Origin of the sequence: Nocardioides sp. (assembly GCF_024509035.1) — a bacterium.
Classification (GTDB): domain Bacteria; phylum Actinomycetota; class Actinomycetes; order Propionibacteriales; family Nocardioidaceae; genus Nocardioides.
In genome coordinates this window covers 1540-1949 of record NZ_JANINT010000346.1, presented here as the reverse complement: position 1 = coordinate 1949, position 410 = coordinate 1540, and the positions used below count along the sequence as shown (strand labels likewise).

Below are 410 nucleotides of genomic sequence, written 5' to 3'. Positions count from 1 at the left end.
ACGCGGCCAACAAGCTGACCAAGCCGGCCTGGAACATCATCCTGGGCCTCGGAATCGTCGTGCAGGTGGTCCTAGGTGACCGGATCCTGCTCCTCAGCCTGGCGTTCACCGTGGCTGCCCTGGTCTATCTCCTCGACGTCCGGCCGGCGCTCTCCTCGCTCACGCGACGGCGCTGAACCAGATCCTCCAGGTTCCCGCAAGTTCCCTCAGGTCTCGTCCGCGCCGATCTAGGCGGCCCTAGCGTTGGCTCACCAACGACGACTGGGGGGTTAGTCATGGGGATGTCGGACATGCGTCCGTGGGGGTCGTGGGAGATCCTCGACGAGGGCGAGGGCTACAAGGTCAAGCGCCTGATGGTGAAGCCGCGACAGCGGCTGTCCTATCAGACCCACGCCTACCGCTCCGAGCAC

1 protein-coding gene and 1 pseudogene are annotated in these 410 nt (G+C 65.4%); both read left to right on the top strand.

Annotation, left to right across the window (positions count from 1 at the left end):
- The first annotated feature begins 14 nt into the window (after positions 1-14).
- Entirely contained in the window at positions 15-176 is a 162-nt protein-coding gene (locus Q0L15_RS25055; protein WP_366939630.1) for a DUF2516 family protein, read from the top strand.
- Positions 177-275: 99 nt separating this feature from the next.
- Positions 276-410, top strand: a pseudogene (locus Q0L15_RS21025) (mannose-6-phosphate isomerase); the annotation flags it as partial.